This window comes from Proteus sp. NMG38-2, assembly GCF_020640995.1.
Classification (GTDB): Bacteria; Pseudomonadota; Gammaproteobacteria; order Enterobacterales; family Enterobacteriaceae; genus Proteus.
In genome coordinates, this window is record NZ_CP085481.1 from 1078974 (window position 1) to 1101834 (window position 22861).

The 22861-nt window shown below is 41.1% G+C and carries 14 protein-coding genes, 2 tRNA genes and 3 rRNA genes; 6 read left to right on the forward strand and 13 right to left on the reverse strand.

Going from position 1 to position 22861, the window contains the following annotated elements; all coding sequences use genetic code 11:
• Nucleotides 1–5 precede the first annotated feature (5 nt).
• Nucleotides 6–170 carry a hypothetical protein gene (locus LG402_RS05085; protein WP_227336543.1) on the reverse strand — a complete coding sequence of 55 codons (165 nt, stop codon included), beginning with the start codon at nt 168–170 and terminating at the stop codon, nt 6–8.
• Nucleotides 171–504: 334 nt separating this feature from the next.
• On the opposite strand from LG402_RS05085, the gene LG402_RS05090 reads away from it, so the two are divergent.
• The 5 genes from LG402_RS05090 to rrf all read left to right on the forward strand — a co-directional run bounded on the left by LG402_RS05090 (nt 505) and on the right by rrf (nt 6269).
• Nucleotides 505–2047, forward strand: a 16S ribosomal RNA gene (locus LG402_RS05090).
• 71 nt (nt 2048–2118) lie between these two features.
• Nucleotides 2119–2195 (forward strand) — tRNA-Ile (locus tag LG402_RS05095).
• Nucleotides 2196–2352: 157 nt separating this feature from the next.
• Nucleotides 2353–2428, forward strand: a tRNA-Ala gene (locus LG402_RS05100).
• Between the two features lie 339 nt (nt 2429–2767).
• Nucleotides 2768–5944: ribosomal RNA gene (locus LG402_RS05105) — 23S ribosomal RNA — on the forward strand.
• A gap of 209 nt (nt 5945–6153) precedes the next feature.
• Nucleotides 6154–6269: ribosomal RNA gene (gene rrf, locus LG402_RS05110) — 5S ribosomal RNA — on the forward strand.
• Together the 16S, 23S and 5S rRNA genes with 2 tRNA genes alongside form the textbook arrangement of a ribosomal RNA operon.
• A 75-nt stretch (nt 6270–6344) precedes the next feature.
• Here rrf and LG402_RS05115 read toward each other — a convergent pair.
• The 4 genes from LG402_RS05115 to LG402_RS05130 all read right to left on the reverse strand — a co-directional run bounded on the left by LG402_RS05115 (nt 6345) and on the right by LG402_RS05130 (nt 11756).
• Nucleotides 6345–6692 (reverse strand): YfiM family lipoprotein, encoded by a 348-nt coding sequence (locus tag LG402_RS05115; protein ID WP_227336544.1) that lies wholly within the window; start codon nt 6690–6692, stop codon nt 6345–6347.
• Nucleotides 6693–6819: 127 nt separating this feature from the next.
• Nucleotides 6820–8178, reverse strand: coding sequence for a CDP-diacylglycerol--serine O-phosphatidyltransferase (pssA, locus tag LG402_RS05120; protein WP_166540962.1), 1359 nt, complete (start codon nt 8176–8178; stop codon nt 6820–6822).
• A 205-nt stretch (nt 8179–8383) separates the two neighbouring features.
• Nucleotides 8384–11026: a bifunctional acetate--CoA ligase family protein/GNAT family N-acetyltransferase gene (locus LG402_RS05125; protein ID WP_227336545.1), complete on the reverse strand. Its 2643-nt coding sequence runs from the start codon at nt 11024–11026 to the stop codon at nt 8384–8386.
• Between the two features lie 46 nt (nt 11027–11072).
• Complete coding sequence (locus LG402_RS05130; protein ID WP_227336546.1) at nt 11073–11756, reverse strand: tRNA-uridine aminocarboxypropyltransferase; 684 nt, start codon at nt 11754–11756, stop codon at nt 11073–11075.
• 231 nt (nt 11757–11987) lie between these two features.
• Here LG402_RS05130 and LG402_RS05135 point away from each other — a divergent pair, with 231 nt between their 5' ends.
• Complete coding sequence (locus LG402_RS05135; protein WP_227336547.1) at nt 11988–13151, forward strand: tRNA/rRNA methyltransferase; 1164 nt, start codon at nt 11988–11990, stop codon at nt 13149–13151.
• 92 nt (nt 13152–13243) lie between these two features.
• Here the strand turns inward: LG402_RS05135 and emrB are convergent, their stop codons facing one another.
• From emrB to LG402_RS05175, 8 genes are all read right to left on the reverse strand, one after another.
• A complete protein-coding gene (gene emrB, locus LG402_RS05140) occupies nt 13244–14761 on the reverse strand; it encodes a multidrug efflux MFS transporter permease subunit EmrB (protein ID WP_227336548.1) in 1518 nt (505 codons plus the stop codon).
• A gap of 15 nt (nt 14762–14776) precedes the next feature.
• Entirely contained in the window at nt 14777–15955 is a 1179-nt protein-coding gene (gene emrA / locus LG402_RS05145; RefSeq protein WP_166540929.1) for a multidrug efflux MFS transporter periplasmic adaptor subunit EmrA, read from the reverse strand.
• A gap of 192 nt (nt 15956–16147) precedes the next feature.
• Entirely contained in the window at nt 16148–16675 is a 528-nt protein-coding gene (mprA, locus tag LG402_RS05150) for a transcriptional repressor MprA (RefSeq protein WP_109409488.1), read from the reverse strand.
• A gap of 491 nt (nt 16676–17166) precedes the next feature.
• Nucleotides 17167–18375 (reverse strand): MFS transporter, encoded by a 1209-nt coding sequence (locus tag LG402_RS05155; RefSeq protein WP_166540930.1) that lies wholly within the window; start codon nt 18373–18375, stop codon nt 17167–17169.
• A gap of 167 nt (nt 18376–18542) precedes the next feature.
• Nucleotides 18543–18950 carry a hypothetical protein gene (locus tag LG402_RS05160; RefSeq protein ID WP_109409491.1) on the reverse strand — a complete coding sequence of 136 codons (408 nt, stop codon included), beginning with the start codon at nt 18948–18950 and terminating at the stop codon, nt 18543–18545.
• 10 nt (nt 18951–18960) lie between these two features.
• Nucleotides 18961–20292 carry a phosphatase PAP2/dual specificity phosphatase family protein gene (locus LG402_RS05165; RefSeq protein WP_227336549.1) on the reverse strand — a complete coding sequence of 444 codons (1332 nt, stop codon included), beginning with the start codon at nt 20290–20292 and terminating at the stop codon, nt 18961–18963.
• A gap of 115 nt (nt 20293–20407) precedes the next feature.
• Entirely contained in the window at nt 20408–22177 is a 1770-nt protein-coding gene (locus LG402_RS05170) for a bifunctional alpha/beta hydrolase/class I SAM-dependent methyltransferase (protein WP_227336550.1), read from the reverse strand.
• Nucleotides 22174–22809: a CDP-alcohol phosphatidyltransferase family protein gene (locus LG402_RS05175; protein WP_166540934.1), complete on the reverse strand. Its 636-nt coding sequence runs from the start codon at nt 22807–22809 to the stop codon at nt 22174–22176. Before LG402_RS05175 ends, LG402_RS05170 begins: the two co-directional genes overlap by 4 nt.
• Between the last annotated feature and the right edge of the window lie 52 nt (nt 22810–22861).

Genomic DNA, 22861 nt, shown 5'->3' on the forward strand with positions numbered 1-22861 from the left:
CTTTTTTATGGTTTGTGTTTTTGTAAGGAAGAATAAAGATAATCTGCAAATGGTGTTTTTTTTATATTTGAAACTTTTTTACACAATGATTGTCTACTATTTACACCAAGAAGACCGATTTGATTATTAAGTACGCTGTCGGAAAGTTTTTTTAAAATAATGCTTGTCACATTCAGAAAACTCCCTATAATGCGCATCCACTGACCGACGATGAGCTGACAACAGCCACGAAGGACAGCGAAGAGAAAAGAAAAAAGTTTGAAAAAACTCTTGACTCTTCAGAGGAATAACGTAATATACGCCTCCTCGCAACAACGCAGAAGACCGGAAACGGCAGCAAATGTTGCACTGCTCTTTAACAAATTATCAGACAATCTGTGTGGGCACTCGCAGAGACGATATCTTCTAAAATATTAGATGTATCAAGTCTTGAAGAGTGAACAACAAAAGTAAATTCATTTATGAATAGCTAAGTTTTCGATTTCTTTGAGCATCAAACGCTTTTAATTGAAGAGTTTGATCATGGCTCAGATTGAACGCTGGCGGCAGGCCTAACACATGCAAGTCGAGCGGTAACAGGAGAAAGCTTGCTTTCTTGCTGACGAGCGGCGGACGGGTGAGTAATGTATGGGGATCTGCCCGATAGAGGGGGATAACTACTGGAAACGGTGGCTAATACCGCATGACGTCTACGGACCAAAGCAGGGGCTCTTCGGACCTTGCGCTATCGGATGAACCCATATGGGATTAGCTAGTAGGTGAGGTAATGGCTCACCTAGGCGACGATCTCTAGCTGGTCTGAGAGGATGATCAGCCACACTGGGACTGAGACACGGCCCAGACTCCTACGGGAGGCAGCAGTGGGGAATATTGCACAATGGGCGCAAGCCTGATGCAGCCATGCCGCGTGTATGAAGAAGGCCTTAGGGTTGTAAAGTACTTTCAGCGGGGAGGAAGGTGATAAAGTTAATACCTTTGTCAATTGACGTTACCCGCAGAAGAAGCACCGGCTAACTCCGTGCCAGCAGCCGCGGTAATACGGAGGGTGCAAGCGTTAATCGGAATTACTGGGCGTAAAGCGCACGCAGGCGGTCAATTAAGTCAGATGTGAAAGCCCCGAGCTTAACTTGGGAATTGCATCTGAAACTGGTTGGCTAGAGTCTTGTAGAGGGGGGTAGAATTCCATGTGTAGCGGTGAAATGCGTAGAGATGTGGAGGAATACCGGTGGCGAAGGCGGCCCCCTGGACAAAGACTGACGCTCAGGTGCGAAAGCGTGGGGAGCAAACAGGATTAGATACCCTGGTAGTCCACGCTGTAAACGATGTCGATTTAGAGGTTGTGGTCTTGAACCGTGGCTTCTGGAGCTAACGCGTTAAATCGACCGCCTGGGGAGTACGGCCGCAAGGTTAAAACTCAAATGAATTGACGGGGGCCCGCACAAGCGGTGGAGCATGTGGTTTAATTCGATGCAACGCGAAGAACCTTACCTACTCTTGACATCCAGAGAATCCTTTAGAGATAGAGGAGTGCCTTCGGGAACTCTGAGACAGGTGCTGCATGGCTGTCGTCAGCTCGTGTTGTGAAATGTTGGGTTAAGTCCCGCAACGAGCGCAACCCTTATCCTTTGTTGCCAGCGCGTGATGGCGGGAACTCAAAGGAGACTGCCGGTGATAAACCGGAGGAAGGTGGGGATGACGTCAAGTCATCATGGCCCTTACGAGTAGGGCTACACACGTGCTACAATGGCAGATACAAAGAGAAGCGACCTCGCGAGAGCAAGCGGAACTCATAAAGTCTGTCGTAGTCCGGATTGGAGTCTGCAACTCGACTCCATGAAGTCGGAATCGCTAGTAATCGTAGATCAGAATGCTACGGTGAATACGTTCCCGGGCCTTGTACACACCGCCCGTCACACCATGGGAGTGGGTTGCAAAAGAAGTAGGTAGCTTAACCTTCGGGAGGGCGCTTACCACTTTGTGATTCATGACTGGGGTGAAGTCGTAACAAGGTAACCGTAGGGGAACCTGCGGTTGGATCACCTCCTTACCTAAGAGATACGTGTTATGTGTAGTGCTCACACAGATTGTCTGATGAAGAACGAGCAGAAATACCGGTATAGGCTTGTAGCTCAGGTGGTTAGAGCGCACCCCTGATAAGGGTGAGGTCGGTGGTTCAAGTCCACTCAGGCCTACCAAATCGTATTGATACTGCGTTGTGAATTCACTCGTTTACTTAATGTAAACTTCGTGACTCCACGCCTTGTCTCACTGCGATTGGCTCAATTCTTACTTAAAGGAAATTCCTGATAAGAGAGAAACCTGAGAAACGACACGGTATTAAGAATGCATTATGGGGCTATAGCTCAGCTGGGAGAGCGCCTGCCTTGCACGCAGGAGGTCAGCGGTTCGATCCCGCTTAGCTCCACCATAATCTCTTGAATATAAAAACAATAATTCAGAGTATATTAGCAATAGTATACTGCGAATTATTTTGCTCTTTAACAATCTGGAACAAGCTGAAAAATTGAAAACAAATCAATATATCACCGAGGTATATTGATGAGTCTCTCAAAATCTCAAACTTTGAATGTGTTTTTCGACATCAAAGTGGGATGAGCGAGCAATTTACAGTTCGAGGCGGCCAGCGCACAGTCAGCGCAACATACATGAGTATGTGAGCATGGCGAGCACTGCCCAACGACGAAATGTAATCTGCACAGTCATCACCACCCAGACGTCTTCAAGAAGAGACACCTTCGGGTTGTGAGGTTAAGCGAATAAGCGTACACGGTGGATGCCTAGGCAATCAGAGGCGATGAAGGACGTGCTAATCTGCGATAAGCGTCGGTAAGGTGATATGAACCGTTATAACCGACGATTTCCGAATGGGGAAACCCAATATCCAATGGATATTATCATGACGTGAATACATAGCGTCATGAAGCGAACCGGGAGAACTGAAACATCTCAGTACCCCGAGGAAAAGAAATCAACCGAGATTCCCCTAGTAGCGGCGAGCGAACGGGGAACAGCCCAGAGTCTTAATCAATAGCAGCATCAGGAGAACGGTCTGGAAAGTCCGGCAGTAAAGGGTGATAGCCCCGTATCTGAAGATGCTGTTATTGTGAACTCGACGAGTAGGGCGGGACACGTGTTATCCTGTCTGAATATGGGGGGACCATCCTCCAAGGCTAAATACTCCTGATTGACCGATAGTGAACCAGTACCGTGAGGGAAAGGCGAAAAGAACCCCGGCGAGGGGAGTGAAAAAGAACCTGAAACCGTGTACGTACAAGCAGTAGGAGCCCCATCACTCAAGTGCCTTGCACTGAGTGATTGGACAAACCACTCGAAAACAGCGAAGCGTTTACCTACAAAATGGATTGATTATTTCAAGCCGTCGCGCAGTGTACATAGAAGTACACGAGCAACGGAAGTTAAAAAATCGAGCCAGTTTGACAGTAAAAGCAAGCGGGACATTTGAGGATGGGGTGACTGCGTACCTTTTGTATAATGGGTCAGCGACTTATATTCTGTAGCAAGGTTAACCGTATAGGGGAGCCGTAGGGAAACCGAGTCTTAACTGGGCGAATGAGTTGCAGGGTATAGACCCGAAACCCGGTGATCTATCCATGGGCAGGTTGAAGGTTGGGTAACACTAACTGGAGGACCGAACCGACTAATGTTGAAAAATTAGCGGATGACTTGTGGATGGGGGTGAAAGGCCAATCAAACCGGGAGATAGCTGGTTCTCCCCGAAAGCTATTTAGGTAGCGCCTCGTGAACTCATCTTCGGGGGTAGAGCACTGTTTCGACTAGGGGGTCATCCCGACTTACCAACTCGATGCAAACTGCGAATACCGAAGAATGTTATCACGGGAGACACACGGCGGGTGCTAACGTCCGTCGTGAAGAGGGAAACAACCCAGACCGCCAGCTAAGGTCCCAAAGTCATGGTTAAGTGGGAAACGAAGTGGGAAGGCTCAGACAGCCAGGATGTTGGCTTAGAAGCAGCCATCATTTAAAGAAAGCGTAATAGCTCACTGGTCGAGTCGGCCCGCGCGGAAGATGTAACGGGGCTAAACCATGCACCGAAGCTGCGGCAGCGAACGTATCACTTAAATTTGTTTGAGTGAGAAACGATTGACGGAACGAAGAGACGTCAATGCGTCCATTAAAGTCGAGGCGAAAGCCAGATAAGCGAATTTAAGGATACGTTCGTTGGGTAGGGGAGCGTTCTGTAAGCCTGCGAAGGTGTACTGTGAGGTATGCTGGAGGTATCAGAAGTGCGAATGCTGACATAAGTAACGATAATGCGGGTGAAAAACCCGCACGCCGGAAGACCAAGGGTTCCTGTCCAACGTTAATCGGGGCAGGGTGAGTCGACCCCTAAGGCGAGGCTGAAAAGCGTAGTCGATGGGAAACGGGTTAATATTCCCGTACTGGTGGTAACTGCGATGGGGGAACGGAGAAGGCTAGGTTGTCCGGGCGACGGTCGTCCCGGTTCAAGCATGTAGGCAGAGTGATTAGGCAAATCCGGTCACTTAATGCTGAGGTGTGATGACGAGCCACTAAGGTGGTGAAGCAATTGATGCCCTGCTTCCAGGAAAAGCCTCTAAGCTTCAGGTTACCAACAATCGTACCCCAAACCGACACAGGTGGTCAGGTAGAGAATACTCAGGCGCTTGAGAGAACTCGGGTGAAGGAACTAGGCAAAATGGTGCCGTAACTTCGGGAGAAGGCACGCTGGCGGTAAGTGAAGTCCCTTGCGGACGGAGCCGAAGCCAGTCGAAGATACCAGCTGGCTGCAACTGTTTATTAAAAACACAGCACTGTGCAAACACGAAAGTGGACGTATACGGTGTGACGCCTGCCCGGTGCTGGAAGGTTAATTGATGGGGTTATCCTTAGGGAGAAGCTCTTGATCGAAGCCCCAGTAAACGGCGGCCGTAACTATAACGGTCCTAAGGTAGCGAAATTCCTTGTCGGGTAAGTTCCGACCTGCACGAATGGCGTAATGATGGCCAGGCTGTCTCCACCCGAGACTCAGTGAAATTGAACTCGCTGTGAAGATGCAGTGTACCCGCGGCAAGACGGAAAGACCCCGTGAACCTTTACTATAGCTTGACACTGAACATTGAGCCTTGATGTGTAGGATAGGTGGGAGACTATGAAATGTGGACGCCAGTCTGCATGGAGTCAACCTTGAAATACCACCCTTTAACGTTTGATGTTCTAACCTAGGTCCATAATCTGGATCGGGGACCGTGTCTGGTGGGTAGTTTGACTGGGGCGGTCTCCTCCTAAAGAGTAACGGAGGAGCACGAAGGTTGGCTAAGCATGGTCGGACATCATGCGGTTAGTGCAAAGGCATAAGCCAGCTTGACTGTGAGAGTGACGGCTCGAGCAGGTACGAAAGTAGGTCTTAGTGATCCGGTGGTTCTGAATGGAAGGGCCATCGCTCAACGGATAAAAGGTACTCCGGGGATAACAGGCTGATACCGCCCAAGAGTTCATATCGACGGCGGTGTTTGGCACCTCGATGTCGGCTCATCACATCCTGGGGCTGAAGTAGGTCCCAAGGGTATGGCTGTTCGCCATTTAAAGTGGTACGCGAGCTGGGTTTAGAACGTCGTGAGACAGTTCGGTCCCTATCTGCCGTGGGCGTTGGAAGATTGAGAGGGGTTGCTCCTAGTACGAGAGGACCGGAGTGAACGCACCACTGGTGTTCGGGTTGTCATGCCAATGGCATTGCCCGGTAGCTAAGTGCGGAAGAGATAACCGCTGAAAGCATCTAAGCGGGAAACTTGCCTCGAGATGAGTCTTCCCTGTCACCTTGAGTGACCTAAAGGAACGTTTAAGACTAAGACGTTGATAGGCTGGGTGTGTAAGCGTAGCGATACGTTGAGCTAACCAGTACTAATGAACCGTGAGGCTTAACCTGACAACACCGAAGGTGTTTTGTCTGAGAGACGAAAAGTAGATGAAGTAAGCTTGTTTAAGATTGAATATTACTGGCGACTAACCGAAAGGGAAAACGCGGGTAATAAAACAGACCAGTTTGTCTGGAACAAACTGGAACAGTGCGGAGCACTGGCCCCAAAGGGGTGAGTCTCAGGATGAGACGAATAATTAAAGAATTTGAAGAATTTGCTTGGCGGCCATAGCGCAGCGGTCCCACCTGATCCCATGCCGAACTCAGAAGTGAAACGTTGTAGCGCCGATGGTAGTGTGGGGTCTCCCCATGTGAGAGTAGGGAACTGCCAGGCATTAAATAAGACGAAAAAGCCAACCCATTGGGTTGGCTTTTTTGCGTTTGGAGCTTAGATACTCTGAATAAAAAACTATTTTAATTGCTGATAAAGTAATGAACCTGCCGCTGCCCCTGCAACATCGTAAGCAAAATCATGCCAACTCCAGCCAGTGCCTTCTGGACGACTATCATAAAGCTCTTTTACAGCCCCTAAACTAATCGAAAACGAGAGCCCAATTAATAATCCCTCTCTATGGCCATAATTTTGATGATCTGCATAAGCATTCGCACCCGCTGATGCCACCATAGAAAACAAGAAATGTTGAGCTTTATCTTTTCCTCGCCAATTATCATTGGCAAAATGAAATGACTGGCAACCTGTTAAAGTCATTATTGAAAATAAAATTATCACAGAACCATATTTGAGCTTTAGTTTCATAAAAATAAAAGCCTTCTCACAGAGAATTTATGATCATAAATAAGATATGTAGAGTATAAAAGATGATTGTTAATACAAAAAAGCCTTACTGATATTAAGTAAGGCTTCGAAGCAGGAAGTGCTAGCGTTAAAGTATACGGCTAATTAATCTATCAACACGAATACGTCGTAATCGCTTGATTAATTTTTTCACTTTAAGTGGGTAAAGCTTAATACTTTCTAGCTCTTGGTAATGTTTTACAATACGTGTTTTTTGGCGAATACAGGCTAGCTCTTTATGCCGTTGCTCATGCAATTCATGTTTAGGATCATGAATTAATATCGCATTTTCTAAATCTAATCCCCATGCTCGTGGGTTAAGATTATTACCTGTAATTAATTGCCAATTATCATCAACCCACATACCTTTTAAGTGATAGGTATTATCACTGTCTTTCCAGAGCCTTAGTGTTAATTGGTCATTATCAATAAACCGTTGGAAACGCTGGGTAAATTTACGCAGATTGATTTCATAGAGATAAGGCAGGGCACCAATAATTTTAAACGGCTCTTCAGGTGGAATATAAAAATCATTTGCTGTTTTATCACCAATAATAATTTCGACTTGTTTGCCATTTCTTAATAAATGGCTGATTTGACGAACAAGGATCGCTGGTAAATTAAAATAAGGAGTGCAAATAACTAATTTTTCTTCTGTAGAAGCCATTAGGTGAGAAATGGTCTTATTTAAGATATTTTTCTTACCTAAACCTACTAAAGGCGTTACTGCTAATTCATGATTAGAAGCATTGGCTTTAATATCATAGCCATCACGTGTGCGTAAATTAAAACGAAATTGACGTATGCAATTTTTTATTTCAGCACAACGAACTCTATCTTTAATATCAAGACGTTGAATAGCTTCAGATTGCAGAAGATCATTCACAATAAACTGTTTCATTGTGGTCGCTAATTCACTATTTTGAATAATATGATATCGGTCATAGCGATATTTATCTAGCTTATGCAAATACACATTATTAATGCTTGCACCACTATAAATAACCGTATCATCAAAGATAAAGCCTTTAAGGTGTAATACACCTAGTGCTTCACGAGTATTAACAGGGATCCCATAGATAGGGAGCTCTATATCAGGATGTTGCTGTGCAACATGATAATACCAATCTGCATTTGTCGCATCAGCAGAGACACCAATTCGCCCACGTTGAGCACGGTGCCAGTCAACAATAACGGTAATGGATAATTCAGGACGTTGTTGTTTTGCGGTGTAAAGTGCATCAAGGATCTCTTCACCAGCCTCATCGTGCTCTAAATAAAGAGCTGTAATAAAGATCTCTTTTTTGGCTTGAGCAATATATTTCAATAAGGTGCTGCGAAACGCGGACGTCTGATAAAGCGTTTCAACATCAGCAACTGACTGAGCTAATTTAGGCAGTTGTGCAAGGTGTTGTTGATGCTTAGCAAGTTTTAGTTTAGACAACATCACAGTGCTTAGTTCTCTTGTTTATGATGGCAGATGGAGCCATCGTCCATGTAGATTTTCTTTAACCGATCTTCTGATCATAACATTAGTTATATGGGATGTACGCATAAAATCATCATATATAGCTAATTTATCAAAGGATGCGTGAATAATCACATAACAAAACTTTCACTTATGATTATCGCACTTACAGCTCTTTTGAGGATCAAAGAAGCAAGTCAAGATTCACTATTCCTTCATCAAACTGTACTTCAACCGAAAAACCTAATTTTTTCGCTAAACTTATCATGTTGCGATTTTCAGGCATGGTTATTGCGGTTAAACGTTTAATGCCATGTACTCTAGTATAGTTGATAAGTTTAGTCATAAGTTGATGACCTAGAGTATTTCCTTTTAAATCAGATCGTACAAGGATAGCAAATTCAGCATGTTGATTATCCGGATCTGCCATTGCACGGGCTACACCAATGATTTCAGGTTGATCATCTGGATTTCGAATGGCGACAAATGCCATTTCTCGATCATAATCAATTTGAGTCATATTCGCGAGATCGTCATGAGTAAATTCACTTATTTCACTAAAATAACGATAGTAAAGATCTTCTTTTGTCACTTGGTTAATAAACGTTTTTAGTAGAGGTTCGTCCTCAGGTAAAATAGGACGAATAAAACAAGGATTGCTATCTCTTAGATAAAATGTTTCTTCTAATTCATTAGGATAAGGGCGGATAGAAAGTCTTTGGTGGGGATCGCCTTGCAGTGGTGCTAACTCCATTGCAACATCTAATAGTGTAAAATCATTGCCAGAAGCCAGTAATGGGTGAATATCTAGCCTAACTATTTGTGGGCAATCTAAAAGTAGATGAGAAACCTGTACCAAAAAATGACTTAAGCTTAAGATATTTAGAGGCTGTAAAGCACTTCTTGGCTGTATTTTTCCACTTTTAATGGCGTTAATTACCAAATAACGGGCAAGTGCCATGTTCAGAGGCGGTAATGCAACGGCGGCCTTAGTTTCAATTTGCCACTCAACTCCCCCTTCACCCAATAGAATTAATGGGCCAAAAATAGGATCTTGCTCAATTGCCACACGCAGCTCTTGAGAGCCTGCTCGATTTGCCATACTTTGCACTAATAAACCCTGAATTTGAGCCTGAGGGTAGAGTTCTGTTACTCGTTCAATAATGGCATGAGCCGCTGATGAAACTTCAGTGCTGTCACGTAGGTAAAGCATGACACCTTGAACTTCAGATTTATGAGGAATATCCGGAGAACGTAATTTTAGTGCAACGGGATAGCCAATTTTTTCCGCTATACTTACCGCTTCTTGTGCATTATGAGCAATCCAAGTAGGAAGTGTATTGAAACCATAAGCTTCCATAATTGGCTGAACTTGGTGTGTATCTAATCGATATTGCTTATTCTGTAATGCCTCTTCAATACAACGGTGCGCTTGTTGCGTATTCATTTTGACATCTAAAGGCAATGCAGGTGTTTCTTTTAATTGTTTTTGGTTCCGACGATATTCCACCATATGCATAAATGCAGTAACAGCACCTTCAGGGGTGCGATAAGTAGGAATACCCGCTTCACTAAATAATTTTCGTGATTGTTGAGATGAATATTCTCCGCCCCAGTTAGTAAAAACGGTAAGCCATTTACGTCGAGGGTGTTTATTGATGGCTTCTATGACGCGTTGTGCTGTTTCAATACTAGGTGCAATAGCACTTGGGGTATGAATAAGTAATAAAGCGTCATGATCATGACTATCTAATAAGCAATTGAGCGTTGCAACATAGCGATCAACGGTTGTATCATCACCCAAGTTTAATGGATTACGGATGGTGTTTTTTTCTTGAATAACACTTTGTAGTTTTTGCGTTGTTTCATCTGTCAGTTTCGCCAGCTTGCCTGAATGCAAGAATAGCTCATCTATTGCCATGGCCGCAGGTGCAGAGCCATTGCTCATAATCATCAATCTTTCGCCTTTTAGGGGCGTCATATAGCTAAGAGTTTCTACGGCAGAAAACATTTCATGGGTATCTTGTACGCGTAATAACCCTGCGCGTTGAAATGCGGCATCATAAGCGATGTCATAACTTGGCGTATCACCCAATAACAGCTGCGCTTTTTGGGTACGACCACTTTTTATGACCAAAATAGGTTTGTTGCGTGAAGCACTTCGAGAGGCAGACATAAAACGGCGAGCATCTTTAATATGCTCTAAATGCAATAAAATAGCGCTAGTTTTGCTGTCTCTTGCTAGAAAATCCAGTAAGTCATCGACTTGTATATCTTGGTTATCTCCTAAGGCAATAAAGTAAGAAAACCCAATATTGCGATAATAAGCCCAATCTAAAATAGTATTGGCGACAGCCGCCGATTGTGAAATAAAAGCAAGTTTTCCTTTTTTAACAGGGAGAGGTGAAAAACTGGCATTTAGTCCCTGCCAAGGTGCTAAAAGACCCAAACTATTAGGGCCTAGCAAACGGATATGATATTGCTGGCAGAGCAACTTTATTGGTTGAAACTGTACAGGCTGTGCTGAAAGGACAATAACAGCCTTACAACCTGATCCACCTAATTGCTTTAGTAATTCAAGGTTACGGTGATGATGGGTACAGATAATTGCTAGATCAGGAACTTGGGGTAATTTATCAATAGACGGATAAGTAAAAACCCCTGAGACAGAGCCACGAGAGGGATTAATTGGAAACACAGGTCCGTTAAATCCACCACTGAGTAGATTTTTCATCATAGTGGTTCCTGCACGACCTAATTTTTCAGAGGCACCAATTACCGCAATAGATTTAGGACGCAATAGTGCTTCAAGACCTCGTTGGCTCATATCCACTCCAGAGTTTGCTTATCAACTTTTATTCAATGTAGCTGATTTACTCTTCTTTTGCCTGACGGCGGTCTGGTTTTCCGATTAAATATTGTTGACGAAAGTAACTAAAATGGGAAAAGAGTTGTTGTGATGCACTTATATCACCCACATTTTCTAAAATAGACGCAGCTACTTCAGCAGTACAATGTTGATCTTCTCTTGCGGCTTGGCGAAGCACGTAATCACATTTACTGGCTTCATTAAGTGAAAAGATAGGTAATGAATCGAGGTAAGGGCTTTTACGAAACATTTTACGCGCTTCACTCCATGTACCATCTAAAAGGATAAACAGAGGGGGTTTGCTATTAACTGGGAGCTGGTTGTATACAACACGTCCACTCGAAGCATAGCTTTCAGGGAAAACAACATAAGCTTGCTTATCTGGTGTATTGATTAGGTCAAGCAAGGCCTGTTCAGGAGTAGTACGGGACCATAAAAATGCCTGGGTGTCTGGTAATACATCGGCAATTAATTTCCCTGTATTACTTGGTTTCATTACTTCAGTATCATACATCAATAAACAAAATTGGCTTTTTGCAGGTTGGCTGACAATTGTGTCACAAAGGCACTGCTTTTCAGGTAATAAGCAGAAGCTACAGCGTTTTATCCGAAATCCTCTGGCTTTAAAAGGACGGGTTGAAACTGAAAGTCGATATTGACGAAGTCGAGAGACTGCATTGTCATGCATAGCAAATAAACCAACACTAATAAAAAAGAAACGGATTTTATCATGTTAAAAACAAACAAACTATTCAGCACTTTTTTTTCATAAAAATCATATTGATATATTGCTTATATCTATGCTGAATTTAATTATCAATTGATCCTGATTAGTTTATCGATTCCTATGCGTGATTCTCTCGGTGACAGTTGCTAAACTATCATGTAATCTGCGCCCCTATTGCAGTTGGAGAGACAAATGAACGATTCTTATGAAGGTAAAAACGGCAAAGTAAAAGTGATGTATGTCCGTAGTGAGGACAATGCCGATAATAAACCTAAAAAACCATCCCGTCGTCCTGAAAATGGTCGTGGTGATAGCCGTGACAACAGACGCGGTGATAACCGTGACGACAAAAATCGTGATAACAGACGCGGTGATAGCCGTGATGATAAAAATCGCGATAACAGACGTGGTGATAACAAATTTTCTCATCATGATGACCGCGGTGCAGGTAAGCCTTCAGGGCGTGGCGCATCACGTAATGAATCAAAACCTTCTCGCGATAGCGAAGGCGGAAGTTTTTCTCCATGGAAAACTGTTTCTCGCCCTGCTGGTGAAGAGGCAATAAAAGAGCACGATGGCATTACGGGTAAGAGTCAAATCGATCCTGAACAACTTCGTCGTCAGCGCTTAGAAGAAACACGTATTTATGGTGAAAATGCCTGTCAGGCAATGTTTAAAAACCGTCCTGATGCGATTGTTCGTGCTTGGTTTTTACAAGACGTTACGCCACGTTTTCGTGACGCATTAAAATGGATGGCTGCAAATCGTAAAGCCTATCACGTTGTTGAAGAAGAAGAGATGGTCAAAGCCGCCCGCACCGATCACCATGGTGGGGTATGCTTCTTAATTAAAAAGCGTGTTGGTCATGATGCAGAAACTTATCTGAAAGATGCTCCTGAGAGTGATTGTGTATTAGCTCTGGAAGATGTAGGTAATCCACATAACGTAGGTGCAATTATGCGTAGTTGTGCGCATTTTGGCGTAAAAGGGGTTATCTCTCCTGATTCTGCTGTATTAGAATCTGGTGCGGCTGTTCGTACCGCAGAAGGTGGTGCTGAATATATCCAAGGTATTGATGCTGATAACTTTGCTCAAACTTTAGATAAATTTAAAAAAGCGGGTTATACGCTAGTGGCAACATCAAGCCATAAAGGCAGTGTGCCATTATCAAAAGCACAATTACCTGCAAAAATGGTACTTATCTTAGGTCAAGAGAAAGATGGCTTAAGTGAAAGCACTTTAAATCAAGGTGATATGAGCATTTACATCGGCGGAACAGGGCACGTAGAGAGCTTAAACGTTTCTGTTGCTTCAGGTGTATTATTAGCTGAATGGTGGCGTCAGCACCAAGGCTAATTGCTTTATAGTTTTAAAGAAAGAATGATAAAAAACCGCTTAGTCATTGTGATTTAAGCGGTTTTTTATGTATAAGATCTATGTGAATTGCGTTATTTTCCTGGAGAGAATGGCGGTTTAGCAAACCAAACCACAATCATCATGATAAGGAAAATACCTGCTGCTAACCAGAAAATCTCATTGGCTGAAATAATTAATCCTTGTTCTGTAATGGTTTTCGCTAAATAGGCAGATGCCTGTTCATTTGAAAGACCAAGATCATTCATTTGTTGGAATGCCATTTGTGAATCAGGATCAAGTGGATTAATTTTTTCTACAAAGGTTTCATGGTGAAGTGATTCTCTTTGTGTCCAAATTGTCGTCGTTAACGATGCACCAATTGCCCCAGCCAATGTTCTTAAGAAATTCGAAAGACTTGACGCTGATGCCATTTTTTCTGGGGGTAATCCAGATAATGTCATTGTCGTTAATGGCATAAAGAAACACGCAACCGCTAAACCTTGCCAAAATTGGGGCCATGCCACAGTAGCAAAATCCATTCCTGGTTCGAAGGTATAAGCTCGCCAATAAAAACACACAGAAAACATAATAAAGCTGAAGCTGATGATATAGCGTAAATCCACTTTACCACCAAACTTACCTATAATCGGTGTGATAATTAAAGGCAATAAACCTACCGATGCTGATGCTAATCCCGCCCATGTTGCTGTATAGCCAAAGACTTCTTGTAAAAGCAGTGGCAGTAAAACGATGGTACCGAAATAGATCATATAGGCGAGGCTAAGTGTGACACACCCAATGGTAAAGTTTCGACTTTTAAAGAGTGAAAGATCTATCACTGGATGATCGTCTGTAAGCTCCCAGACAATTAAGAAGCTAAGGGCAACAACTGCCACGATGGTGAGTATAATGATTTCTGTTGAGTTAAACCAATCAAGCTCTTTACCCTGATCGAGCATGATTTGTAAAGCACCTATACCAACAACAAGTAAAACAAGACCAATGGTATCAATTGGTTTAATTTCGGTTTTTGTTTCTCGCCCAGCTAAGGTGTTTGATATACACATAATAATCAACACACCAAATGGAACGTTAATAAAGAATATCCATCCCCAATGATAGTTATCACTAATATAGCCCCCTAAAATGGGGCCTAAAATTGGCGCGACAACAATGGTTACTGACCAGAGTGCAAGTGCCATATTTCGCTTAGCTGGTGGATAGTTATTCAATAATAAACTTTGTGATAAAGGAATTAGTGGCCCAGCGACCAACCCTTGAAGCACACGAAAGAAAATCAGCATTTCAAGGCTTTGTGAAATACCGCAAAGCCAAGACGTTAATGCAAAAAGTGCCGTTGACCACATAAAGAGTCGAACTTCACCAATGCGTTTTGCCAACCAACCTGTAATTGGAATAGAAATAGCATTTGCTACACCAAAAGAGGTAATAACCCAAGTACCCTGTGAATTAGAGGCACCTAAGTTTCCTGCAATTGTTGGAATAGCGACGTTAGCGATTGTAGAATCGAGAACTTGCATAAAGGTAGCCAACGCAAGGGCGATGGTCATTAAGGCAAGTCTTCCTCCTTGTAATGGCTCTTTAATCACCTTTACACCTCGCCTTTATTGTCCCGCATTCTGTTCAATAATTTCATTGATCAGTTTATTAATCGCTGACATATCAATAGTTAATGCATCAGTATGATAAGCAGGTACTTGGCGTTCACTGTGTGATAATACTTTTCCATCGAGGTTAATCGTATCAACGGTAACTTCTGAAGAAAGGCCAATACGCAGTGGCTTTTCTGCTAATTCTTTTTCATCTAATGAAATACGAACAGGTAATCGCTGAACAACTTTTATCCAGTTACCACTAGCATTTTGAGCAGGTAATAATGAGAAAGCACTTCCAGTTCCCATATCTAAACCTAATACAGTGCCATGATAAATTACTTTTTTACCATAAAAGTCAGTTGTAATTTTTGCTGGTTGGCCGATACGCATATTAGCGAGCTGAGTTTCTTTAAAATTGGCATCAATCCACATACCTGTTACGGGAACAATAGCCATTAAAGGTTTGCCTGGTGCGACTTGTGCACCTACTTGAACGCTACGGCGTGAAACGTAGCCATCTGTTGGACTTAAAATTTTAGTACGCTCTAAGGCAAGCCATGCATTACGAACATCGGTTGATGCTTGTAGAACGGAAGGTTGTTGTGCAATTGGTGTATTTAAGATAATCGCTTGATTAGCATTGTATTGCTCTTTAGCAACTTCTAAAGCCGCCCTTGCAGTGGAAACAGCTTCTCTGGCGTGTTGAAGTTCTTCTTTACCAATCACATTGCGTTCGCCTAAAACTTCACGGCGACGAAGGTCATTTTGTAATTTAGTTAGTTCTGTTTCGCGTAAAACGATGTTTGCTTTTAATTGGCGACCATTAATGATTTGTTGATGCATTTGACGAACACTATTCGCTAATGCTGTTTTTGCTTTTTCTAAAGCCAGTTTTTCATCACTTGAATCTAATAAAACTAAAGGGTCACCCGCTTTTACAAAATCGGTGTTATCAACATAAACGGTGGTAACAGAACCAGAAATCTGCGGCATAATCATGATTTGATTGCCTGTGACATAAGCATTATCAGTTGTTTCATGATGTCTTAACACCATAAACCAATAAGCGGTGTAAGCCACCCCAGCTAAAATAAATAGAATAGTCAGCAGCAGTAGAACATTTCGGCGAGTTCGTTTTTTATTGCGAATGGGAGCCTGAGGGGGGGTATTTTCCTCATTAACACTCATTTAGAAGATCTCCATAAAACCAGAAAAACATCATTAGATATGTTTCCAGTATTGAAACTGGAAACATAATTATAAAGTCAATCTTAGAATAATTATTAGCGTGAAGGTAAATTATAAATGCTAATGGGTAAGTATGTTTGCCGATTTATGGCGTAAATAGGATTAGATCAATAAAACTATTTATTATATGGCTTATTCACACTCTTTTTCAGCCAAAGTATCCAGTTGTAATAACAACTTACGCATTAGCGTTTCAAGCTGTTTTTGTTCCTGTTGATCTAACACTGACCAGATTTGTTTTAAACATTGATGCTGTGGAGGTAATAAGCTATTTAAAAATTCTTCACCGGCATCCGTTAAGTGGAGATGCAAACAACGGCGGTCATTATGGCTTTCACGACGCTCAATCCAACCTTGTTTTTCAAGTTCATCAGCAATGCGTGTTGCATTTGTTCTTGAAGAGCCCAGCGCAGCACTTAGCTCTGAAGGTTGAATACTACGATTTTCTGTCGTATCTAAAATCATTAGTGCCATAAATAACGTCTCGTTAATACCCTGAGACTTCAACATATTATTACGACTTTCAAGAAGTTTGCTTTGAACATGCATAGAAAGGCGAGTTAACAAAATTTCTTGATAAGGAATATCTTTGTTAAGCGATTTCTGTTGTGTAGCGCGAGTGTTTAGTAATTCTTCTGTTGGCGTAAATGAGCTTTCCATTTTTAGACACCTTGTTAGTTTCGAAAATTAGGATAATGCTGTTATCAACATGTTAAATGGTATATTAAACACACAATTTAGCAATTTTTATTATTTATAGTCACTATGTTTTTTTGATTATGTTACCTGATTCATAAATTTTATGAATGATAACACAAAAAAAGGATAGGTACTTATCTCTTTGCAATAAGTTAATAAAATCAATTTATCACTTATCTGACAATGAATAGTAGTCTATTTGCGAAAAAATGGATCGTTTTTTACGATAAAACACGTAATAAATTTATTTTAATCACCAATGCTTACCATGTGGATAATACCGAATTGAAATTATTTATACAGTGCTTTATTGATAAGATTGATATAATTTTCTTAATAAAGAATGGGATGATGATATACATCAATAGTAATCACGCTGTTAAAACATTCACATTTTATTCTGATTAGAGTGGGATTATAGGAATAATATAGCCCATCCTTGGGTCTGAAAATTATTCAGCATGGATTATTGGATCATTTTTATAACCTAATAACCAAACAATAAGACCGATAATGCCAATGACCAGTCCAGCAATAGAAACCCCCATCCACCCATATTGATGATAGGCATAACCTGATAATAAAGAGCCTAATGCCCCACCAATAAAATAGCTTGTCATATAAGCTGCGGTTAGGCGATTTCTAGCATCAGGTAAAATACGATAAATGGTGCTTTGATTTGTGACATGTACACCCTGAACAGCTAAGTCTAGCAGGACAACACCAATAATAAAGCTGATGAGTCCAACCCAGTGATAATAAGGTGCAATGATAATAAAACCCCAAGACAAAAGGAGGATAATTAATCCGATAGTGGTGGTTTTCTTGCCTTTCCCTTTATCGACTAATACGCCTGCTTTTCCTGCCATCAATGCGCCCGCAGCGCCCACAAGACCAAACAATCCAATAACTGCATCAGAGTAGTTAAATGGATCTGCCGCCAGCAAAAAGGCCATTGATGTCCACAATAAGCCAAAGTGGGCAAAAATCAGCGCACCAATTACTGAACGAGTTCGAAGTACTGGGGTTGTAACAAATAATTTGAAGATAGAACCTAATAACTGAAAGTAATTTAAGTTTGTTTGACTTTTATAAGTGGGTAAACAACGCCATAACGTAATAGCTAAGATTGTTAGAAAAACACTCGCAACCCAGAAAATACCTTGCCAATTTGTAAATGACGCCATCAGCCCAGATACTGTTCTAGCCAGTAAAATACCCAACAAAAGGCCACTCATAATTGTGCCAACGGCTTTTCCTCGTTGGTGTGGTGCGGCGAGAGTGGCTGCAAAAGGAACTAGAATTTGAGCGACAACAGAGAACATACCAGAGAGTGCGGTACCTATTAACATCACCCAAATATTCGTTGCCATCGCAGTAATTAATAGCCCACTAGCAGAAATTAATGTCATGGTAATAATGAGTGAACGGCGTTCAAAAATATCGCCCAAAGGCACTAATAGCATCAGTCCTACGGCATAGCTGAGTTGTGCCGTGGTGACAATAAATCCGGCTAAAGTCGCTGATATATGAAAATAATTTGCGATAGAATCAAGTAGAGGTTGTGCGTAGTAGTTACTGGCGACAACCATGCCTGTAGCAACGGCCATTAGCAGAATAAGACCTTTGCTAAGTGATGTTTGTGGTGCGGTGTTTTCCATAATACTCATAAAAAATCATTTGTAAGGTAAATGATAGTAACATGAGTCATTTTTTTGAGAAAAGAATTACTGTGATAGAAATGTTCAATTAATTTGATATAAATCTTTATATTTAATTGTTATAACATATTGTTTTATATGCTAAATAAGGTTATTAACTGAGCTTTTTAATAACTAAAAAGCGTAAAAAAGAGCATCGTCAAACACCATATCCATTGAACTGAAACGCCAATTATTGCAAAAGAAAATAGACGTTTAGTCCCTAGCCAGCGAGCTTCCATTGTCTGTTTTTGGGGGCGTTTAGGAAATAATATAGAGAGACTTTCATCAAAGCTAATATCATCTTGATAACGATAAAGAGCCCGAAAAAAATGACTATCAAGCCATAAACGAAAAAGAAAATATTGGGTAAATAAAAATAAAAAAGAAGCAACAAAAAAAGTCAGTTGATGATGAAAGTGTAGACTAAATACAGGCCATGTACTCAAATAAGGAAAAAGCGATAAAAACAGTAAATAGCGCCAACTTTGTGTTAAAGATACAATCACTTTACCGCTAGTTTTAGTTGTTAACATGGTTGTCTCGTTATTTAATGTGCTGAAAATGTGAATACCAAATTTGTAGTGCCTCCCGTGTTTCTGGATTTAAAATCACTTGAGGACGAACTTGAGAGACTTTTTTTATCGCATCTTTTAACGTTGCTACTGTGCCATTGTAAACCAACCAAGCAACGACAATGGTTGCACTACGCGAATAGCCTAGTTTGCAATGAATATAAACAGTACCCGTTTGATTGAGTTGCTCCATTGATAACATTGCTCTGTTAATATCATCTGGAGATAAAGGTAATAAATCGATTTGAGGCTGTGCTAAATAAAGCTTATTTTGACTAAACTTATTTCTTGGCCACTCACAAGTTAAATCAAATACCGCATTGGCGTTGAGATCATAAAGAGGGCGCCCACCTAATAAAATGCCTTCAGTGACTAAACTCGGTGTTTGGCATTGTTTTAAATAATAACGATAAGTACACCATGCAAAGAAGCGATAAGGTAATAGGATTATCTGTGCAGAAAGTGGAATTTCACCTTGTGTATTTTTTTGAAAAATAGAAGCACCAGCGCCTAAATAGCCCAAAGTCACAAAAGTTAATGTGATTGCTGGCCATAGAAAGATCCAAAAGAATCCTTGTAAGCCAAAAGATAACAGATAAAACACCATTGCTGATAACGCATAGTTTTTACCAATACGTAAACTGCGTTTACTGCCAGTAAAATGCCATTTCCAACGAGAGTTTATTGGTAATAAATAACAAATAAACACGCCGACACCAAAACCCGTAATAATATCGATAAAGTGATGTTGCCACGTTGTCAGTACAGAAACAGCAATAAGCAATGACCATAAATTTAAAAACCATTGCCATGATTTTGGAGTATGTGCGCGAAAACGTAACCAAATAATCCACAATAAAATAATGTGTAAAGAAGGGGCTTGGTTATAAGGTAAATCGAAACCTTCTAATTGGGTAAATAACCAACCAGAAAATCCCTCTGTTGTTGGGCGAATAAAGCTAAATTTTAAAGGAAATAATAAAAAACCAGCACAAGCAATAAGAGAGGCAACAATTAAACGTAGTCCATGTATAAATTGTTCTCTTAACGTTGTACAAATAATCAGTGAAATACCATAGGCAATATTCACACTCCAATAAGGAATGATTGTCCACGGTAAAAAGGGAATAGCGTTTTCCCACGAATAAACAAAAGAAGGAACATCAGATAAAGTAGAAGTATAAGCATTGACTTGCATATAAGTTAAATAGAAAAAAGGGGCTAGAAATAACAGCCATACAATCCCAGCAAACCAGATACTTTTTCTTGATGATGTTATTTGAGAGTGTTGAGTTCCCTCCATACTAAATTTCCTTTTTTTGTTTATCGTTTTTTCTATTTTTGCAGTTTGCTTAAAATTATCGCTATATGTTGATGTTGCCATATAGCGATAATTAATTTAGCCATAGTGTATTTTATTAGCGACGTTTTGCTATCGATACACTAAAAATACCCCAGTGATCAATTTGTTGATCGAGCTTTTCAAAACCAGCTTCATCTACTAGTGCATCCATTTCACCTTGACTGCGACAACGCATGATCCACGGTTGACCATCTTGGTGGCTGGGTAATACACGGGCAATCATTTCAAGCTGAGGGTGCCAAGGTTGGCAGGTATAAATTAATAAACCGCCACTTGGAATGGCTTGCGATAGTCCTTTTAAAGACTCTCTTAGCAAATGATTTTCAGGGAATAATTCATAGAGTCCGCTGACAATACCTAAAGTTGGTGATGGTGAAACGGTACTCAAACTTTCTGCATCAAAGGCGTTACCTTCTTCAAAACGCACTTTGTCTTCTAAGTGACGTTCTTTAATGGCAATTCGGCCTTGTTCAACATTAATCGGGCTATAGTCACGCATTAAAATTGAATCGACCTTACCATAGTCATTAACCGCATCAAAAAGATAACGGCCTTGCCCAGCAGCAATATCCATAATATGTACTGGCATATTATTTTGTGTTAATTGGCGAATAGCGTATCGGATCGTATTTTCAATATTGATTTTACGTTGGCGAATACCTTGCCAACCAATACTGTTCAAATATTGTTTATCAACGATACGGCCAAATAAGCCTTTTCCTTGTGGCTGATTGCGATAGACATAATCAAGAGTCGATCCAGAATCAAAACCTTTATCGTAACCTAGTGCCACACCTTCAGATGCTTTACCTAACGTGCTCATCGAACGACTAAGCACTTTGTAATAGAGTCTTTTGGGGCAAAATTGAGGAAGTGGTGTCTGTAATGAACGATAAACATCAGCACTATGGCTCCATATATCTTCATTTTGGTAATCATGTTGATAAAGCGGTTGTGCAAACAAGGTTTCAATAAAGTGACGCATTTTATTGATGGGGATTGCCCTGTCTTTCTCGCCCAAAGTGTCGTGGTAAAAACCGGGTAAAACATGTTTTTCTTTAATTGAGGTATTTAAACGCTCATAGAAAAGATGCTGAGGTTTTGCGTGAACAACATGATCATTACCCGAAATAAATAATTGTGTTGGTAAGGTAATCGCCTTTGCGTCTTCAACCACGCGATCGGCCGTTTTATAAAGTTCTAATAAAATATTAACGGCAATAGGGCGAGTGATTAACGAGTCTTGATTAAAAGAGTCTATACGACTTTGATCATGGGTTAAATATTTAGCTTTTACATAGGAATTAACATAAAAAAGTCCACGAATTTTTTGCATCAAGGCAAGGCCAGTGCGTGCAAAAGGAACATATAATTTTACTTTAAATGCAGGGGACGCTAATACCATACCGCGAATTTTTGGTGAGTAATCATGTACCCAACCTGAGACTAAAACAGCGCCTACACTTTGGCCAACAACAAGAATATTCTCCATCGGAATATTATAGTTAGATGCAACATAATGGACGAACTCATCGATATCTTTTATTGACGTTCCCATTGATGGGCTATAACCACGAGCACCTTCATTTTTACCATGCCCACGAGCATCCCAAGCAAACATTGAGAAATCAGGAAGATCTAACTCATCAACTAGATGAGAAACTCTGCCTGAGTGTTCGTGCCCCCGATGAAATAAAATAATTGCTTTTGGCTCAGTGGTAATTTGAGCTGGCCAATGGCGATAATACAACGGTGTTTTATCGCTGGTGGTAAATTCAGACTCAATCATATTCCTTTGAGTTTGATATTGTGGTTGTTGATTCATAACGATGTATCCTTATCTTTATCTGTCATCGTTGCTTCTTTTAGTGCGCGATGAATTCGGTGATAACAAGTCAACAAAAGTAATAAATTAATAATAATAAAAAGATAATGCGTGTTTTCTGATGATGTCAGCGAGGGGAATAATCCGATAAAAAAGGCAATAGTGCCGAAAATAAAGGCTCTATCACTTTTTCCCATCGGGCCATCATAACGACGAGTGGCATTAATTGTTTGGGCAAGAACCCCTAAGAACTCAGTCATTATCATTAAAAAAAGTGCCAGCATGATCCACCAGTAGGCTTGTGGAAAAATAAAGGCAAAAGGGAGATAAAGTGCAATGTCTGAAATAACATCACTGGCTTCATTTAATATCGCCCCAAGTGCACTTTTTTGATTATGTTCTCGTGCAAGCATGCCATCGATGGCATTAAGTGCCATACGGAAAAAAAGGACAACAGGGAGTAATAAAAATAAACGAGGATAAGGATAAAGCAAAAGCAATCCACCAACGACAATGGATAATAGTAAGGCAGAAAGCGTGACCTGATTTGCAGTGATCTCTTTTGCGAATAACCATTCTACATAAGGGCGTAATAGAGCTTGGAATTTGGGTTTTAGGTCATAAATTGTCATGACGCATCCTTGTGTTCAAAAGTGCGTATATACCTCATAATCATAATTTTAT